Source organism: Dolichospermum sp. UHCC 0352 (assembly GCF_009711925.1).
GTDB classification, from domain to species: Bacteria; Cyanobacteriota; Cyanobacteriia; order Cyanobacteriales; family Nostocaceae; genus Dolichospermum; species Dolichospermum lemmermannii.
The window spans coordinates 1-4,962 of record NZ_VIKY01000207.1 but is presented as its reverse complement, the minus strand read 5'-3'; the positions used below and the strand labels follow the sequence as shown (position 1 = coordinate 4,962).

Here is a 4,962-nt window from a genome sequence, read left to right as displayed (position 1 = left end):
CCTCTCCAAACCTCTCCCCTTGCAGGGGAGAGGCTTTAAAACCCCCATTCCCTTGTAGGGAAGGGGGGTAGGGGGGTTAGGTTTTTGGAGATTATGGGTTTCATATAATACTTTTCAAACAACCTCTTAGGTAAAAGACAAGAAAAAATTGATAATCGACAATTTAAAACTGGTTTTCACAAGTATTTAAACATGGCAAAATAGATCGTAATAACATAGCCAATGTTCAGGTAATGAACTTAAATAGTAGGAAATACCAAAAGCACATATTACTAAAAGTACAGGAACAACTGTAGTAAATTCTAACTTGCCTTTTTTGATCACTTCTAAGCAAGAGTTAACAATCACTAAAGGCCATAAAATAGTGATGATCACAAACATGATCAAGGATAAAAATTTCTCCTGTGGGGAAGATGTAGGGTGACGAAGAGAAAATGTTAACCAATTAGTAAAAAAATAGCCAGTCATGAGAACATAGCTAATAACTAAAGTTAATTGGATTTGATTCACTGAACTACCTACGCCTTTAATAATATAAGTTCTCAAAAATATATCTATTGAAGATATGTTTTAAGTGAATGCTAAAAACAAATTAAGAAGTGATCATGCCATACTTTAAAGTTCAGTTTTAAAGTCTGTTATGTCTATTAATGTTAATTAGCTGTTTCTACACTTGTATAGCACAGATACGAGAAAAGTGTCAAATAAAATTCAGGATTAAATCCTCTCAAATTATTTTAATTTGAGGTTGGGATAATATCTTAGCAGTCGGGAATAAAACCCTATTTTAGATGGAGTTTTATTTTATGATCAACTAATGCCCTCACCAGTAAGGTGGTTGCGATAAAATTGCAAAAAAAGGGAGGAAAATTTATATATTGGGAATTTAAACTTGGTAATTAGAAGAAGTCCGATAACTATACCCGATAGTAGAATCTTTTTGAATGTGTTGTTTAATACTATCAAAATCTATAAATTCATCAGCCACATCAATTAGGTGATTTCTAGAACGCGCTTCACTATCGCTAGTTGTTGTTTGCAAGCCAATTACTTCTACTCTAGCGCCCACATTACTAACTGCATGAACAGCATAGGATAAATCTCCGTCGCCACTAACTAAGACGGCTGTATCATAATAGGGTGCTAAAGTAATCATGTCAACGGCAATTTCTACGTTCAAATTTGGTTTTTTGTAATTATCGACAACTACACTCATATCTTTAGTAACTACACGATAGCCGTTACGACGCATCCATAAAAGAAATCCCTGTTGCTTTTCGTTGCCACTATCCATTCCTGTGTAAAAGAAAGCACGTAATAACCGAGAATTTTTTGTTAACCGACAAAGCAATTTTACATAATCAATTTCAATTCCCAATTGTAATGCGGCATAAAATAAATTTAACCCGTCAATAAAAATTGCTACTCGTCCACGATTGTCATCCTCATTAAAGCTGATATTATTAGCTGGATTAGGTTCTTTAGGCTTAATATTGCCTTTGGTTGCTGGGCTTTGCCAATGAGGTTTTTCTTTAAGTTCTTTATATTCGTTTGTTTTTTTGCTAAAATTGTCAAACTGCATTGATACCTCTGAATATTAAAGTGGGGATGTTGTTGTAGGTAAACTGACAATAGCTGAATTTTGACTAATTTGTTGCCACAGTCTTGGTTGAGTTAATACCTATCAGGTAGATTTTAGCCGATTTCTTCTAAGTGAATATGATATTTTGCCGTTTACCTGCATATACTTTACACAAAATGCCCACTTTTGGGCGAAATTCACTATTTATATCCAAAAATTATCTTTTAGTTTTATGGGTAAAGTCTGCTGTGTGAGCTTACAAGCAAATATTTTTAAATCAAACTTAGTTACTGTTGGGGAATGGAGAGAGAGGGATTCGAACCCTCGTATACATTTCTGCATAACAGACTTTCCAGGTCTGCGCCTTCAACCACTCGGCCATCTCTCCAGGTGTCTCGTTTTGCTATATTACAATAGGATTAAAAAAAAAGCAACCATTTCGGAAAAGATATTTTTATGGCTAAGGCCAGGCTGCGCTATCATCACTCCCTGACCTGAAAGTGCAGAGTTTTCAAGCAATCTTCTTTTGACACTCTCCGCGTCTTTAGACGCGGAGATTCTATAGAGAGTTTCAGTCTATATCCCTCAGTTATCCCAGTTTCAGGCAGGGTTCCTTAAATATTTGGGTTCTTGCCCTGATTTCGTTTGCCCTGGCGGGCGAAATCATATCTGACAAGCGTAACTTTCCGAGAGTCCCTCGGTAGCTTTTTATGTCTTTAGTGACAATTTAGTTGTATCACGAATATGGATTAAAATTTGAAATAATTTCAAATTTTCAAATTAACGTCAATGCAGGATAAAGGAAAGCCTCTAGCCTTCATCCCTTGTCTAAAGCCCAAATGTGGCTTCCTGAGTCAGCCACATTTTCAAGGGTTTTCGGCGTTCTTCCTTATAATTAAGTGTGAAACTCCAAATCCGCAAATCTAAAAATCAAGATGGTTCAAACCCACACAATTAAAGTTTACAATCGCCAAACTGGGACATCACATACTCTCGAAGTTCCTGAAGACCGCTATATCTTACACACCGCTGAACACAATGGGACAGAATTGCCCTTTTCTTGTCGAAATGGGGCTTGTACAACCTGCGCTGTGAGAGTTTTATCAGGAGAAATTCATCAACCAGAAGCCATTGGGCTTTCTCCTGATTTACGTCGCCAAGGTTACGCTTTATTATGTGTAAGTTACGCTCGTTCTGATTTGGAAGTGGAAACACAAGATGAAGATGAGGTTTATGAACTTCAGTTTGGGCGGTTTTTTGGTAAGGGCAAAGTTAAAGCGGGTTTACCCTTAGATGAGGACTAAGATTTTTTGTGTGTTCATGTTAATGAATTTGATAGCGAGGATGGCTGCTGTAGTAGTCCGTCTTCGCGTTTTTGTACCGAAAATAATTATATTAGCTAGTTTGTTGCTGTTGGTGAGTTGTCAAAGCCACAACAATTCCTCAATCATTCCCGCTAATGTAAAAATAGCACGGGTTGTGAGTGGACAAAGTTTGGAAGTTTTGGGAATGGAAGCACAACCCAATTTAATTTCCCAAGTCCGATTAATTGGTTTAGATGCACCAGATATCCGCCAACTTCCTTGGGGTGAGGATGCAAAACAATTAGTAGAAGGTTTAATTGGTGGTGCAAATCAAGCTGTGAATCTGGAATTTGATTTAGAAGCTAAGGATAAATTTAACCGAACTTTGGCTTATGTATGGAAAGATAAACTGTTGTTAAATGAAGAAGTTGTCAAACAAGGATATGCTTTATTTGTAGCGCGATCGCCTAATCACAAATACGACCAACGCCTAGAACGCGCCCAACAATGGGCAAGAATCATGGGAAAAGGCATCTGGAATCCCGATAAACCCATGCGAATCACCCCCGGAGAATTTCGCCGTCTCTCTCGTTAAAAAACGACAACTGACAACCGACAACCGACAACCGACAACTGACCACTGACAACCGACAAATATGCAAATTTTTCTAGATATTGCTACAGAAGCAGCTTTAGCCGCAGGTGTAGTTTTACAAGATTATTTAGGTAAATTAGAAGACGCAATCACCGAAAAAGGCCGTCCTGGTGATTTAGTTACCGCTGCTGATAAAGCTTCTGAACAGGTAATTTTAGAAGTATTGCGTCGCCATTTTCCCCAACATTCTATCCTGGCTGAAGAGTCGGGAAAACTGGGAAATCAAGATAATGAATTTCTCTGGGCGATTGACCCTCTCGATGGTACAACCAATTACGCCCATCAATATCCCTGTTTCGCTGTTTCTATTGGTTTGATGATTCAAGGTGTCCCCAAGGTGGGAGTAATTTATGACCCTTTTCGGGATGAGTTATTTCGGGCTGCTGCTGGTTTAGGTGCAACCCGTAACCGTCGCCCTATTCAGGTTTCTCAAACAGCGGAATTAGGTAAAAGCCTGTTAGTCAGTGGATTTGCCTATGACAGACGGGAAACCCCTGACAACAATTATGCCGAGTTTTGTCATCTTACCCATCTTACCCAAGGTGTGAGACGTGATGGTGCAGCAGCTTTGGATTTAGCTTATGTAGCCTGTGGTCGAGTTGATGGTTATTGGGAAAGGGGAATTGCGCCTTGGGATGTTGTGGCTGGGATAATATTAGTCCAGGAAGCGGGAGGAAATGTGACTGCTTATGATGGGACTCCGATCAAAATTGAGTCGGGAAGAATTTTAGCTACTAATGGTTATCTGCACGATAGCCTCAGTCAAGAATTGATGAAAGTTCCCCGTTTAGCAAGTTGGACGTAATTTTTCTATGATGTTTGTGGGTTAGAAACTTGCGTTTTTTCATGAGTCGGTTTTAACCGACTTTTGCTATTAGACAGGGAGTTTATTCAGGGGAAACGCATCTAATTTTTTTTGACAAAATACTATGTTAGTGAATCAATTTGTAAAAATATCTAATTTCATTCAAAAATTGATTAATTTCTTGATTAAAATTCTAAAAATTTAATAAATTTAGGGTAATTATTTATTGTTAATAATAAATTTATTTTGTTCATTTATATATATTAATATACTCAAAACGGTTGGGACATGGACTTTTGTGAAATCACGAAAAACCTAGATTTGTAGGAGTTTAGCATTGCTAAACCCCTACCCGCTTAAATCAAATAATTAAGGTGTGTTGAGTATAAACATCCAGTCATATCTAATACTTTAATTAATTCGGGTATTGCTGTTATCTCATTTGATTTTTCTTCTACCCCACAAATTACTGCACAAATTATTTGTTCCTTGGGGTTATTTTCAGGACAACTGACAACTGTACGGGCGAAGCATTTGGAGAACTATTTTTGGCAATGACCGATAATTTATCTTCCAAATGCGACCACTGTACGGGCGAAGCATTTGGAGAACTATT

5 protein-coding genes and 1 tRNA gene are annotated in these 4,962 nt (G+C 37.7%); 3 read left to right on the top strand and 3 right to left on the bottom strand.

All coding sequences use genetic code 11. The features are described 5' to 3' along the window. Positions 1 to 186: 186 nt before the first annotated feature. From FJR06_RS14500 to FJR06_RS14490, 3 genes are all read right to left on the bottom strand, one after another. On the bottom strand, positions 187 to 510 hold the full coding sequence (locus FJR06_RS14500; protein ID WP_015079258.1) for a hypothetical protein: 324 nt from the start codon (positions 508 to 510) through the stop codon (positions 187 to 189). A 376-nt stretch (positions 511 to 886) separates the two neighbouring features. Then, entirely contained in the window at positions 887 to 1,582 is a 696-nt protein-coding gene (locus FJR06_RS14495; protein ID WP_015079257.1) for an NYN domain-containing protein, read from the bottom strand. Positions 1,583 to 1,883: 301 nt separating this feature from the next. Then, a tRNA-Ser gene (locus FJR06_RS14490) sits at positions 1,884 to 1,970 on the bottom strand. Positions 1,971 to 2,517: 547 nt separating this feature from the next. On the opposite strand from FJR06_RS14490, the gene FJR06_RS14485 reads away from it, so the two are divergent. The 3 genes from FJR06_RS14485 to FJR06_RS14475 all read left to right on the top strand — a co-directional run bounded on the left by FJR06_RS14485 (position 2,518) and on the right by FJR06_RS14475 (position 4,346). Continuing rightward, a complete protein-coding gene (locus FJR06_RS14485) occupies positions 2,518 to 2,886 on the top strand; it encodes a 2Fe-2S iron-sulfur cluster-binding protein (RefSeq protein ID WP_015079256.1) in 369 nt (122 codons plus the stop codon). Between the two features lie 22 nt (positions 2,887 to 2,908). Further along, positions 2,909 to 3,481 carry a thermonuclease family protein gene (locus tag FJR06_RS14480; protein WP_254434432.1) on the top strand — a complete coding sequence of 191 codons (573 nt, stop codon included), beginning with the start codon at positions 2,909 to 2,911 and terminating at the stop codon, positions 3,479 to 3,481. A gap of 61 nt (positions 3,482 to 3,542) precedes the next feature. After that, positions 3,543 to 4,346, top strand: a complete 804-nt coding sequence (locus FJR06_RS14475; protein ID WP_015079254.1) for an inositol monophosphatase family protein — start codon at positions 3,543 to 3,545, stop codon at positions 4,344 to 4,346. Positions 4,347 to 4,962 lie beyond the last annotated feature (616 nt).

Excerpts from the sequence above, each read along its gene's own strand:
- FJR06_RS14475 (WP_015079254.1), top strand. The coding sequence starts at position 3,543 with ATGCAAATTTTTCTAGATATTGCTACAGAAGCAGCTTTAGCCGCAGGT.
- FJR06_RS14480 (WP_254434432.1), top strand. The coding sequence starts at position 2,909 with ATGAATTTGATAGCGAGGATGGCTGCTGTAGTAGTCCGTCTTCGCGTT.
- FJR06_RS14485 (WP_015079256.1), top strand. The coding sequence starts at position 2,518 with ATGGTTCAAACCCACACAATTAAAGTTTACAATCGCCAAACTGGGACA.
- FJR06_RS14495 (WP_015079257.1), bottom strand. The coding sequence starts at position 1,582 with ATGCAGTTTGACAATTTTAGCAAAAAAACAAACGAATATAAAGAACTT.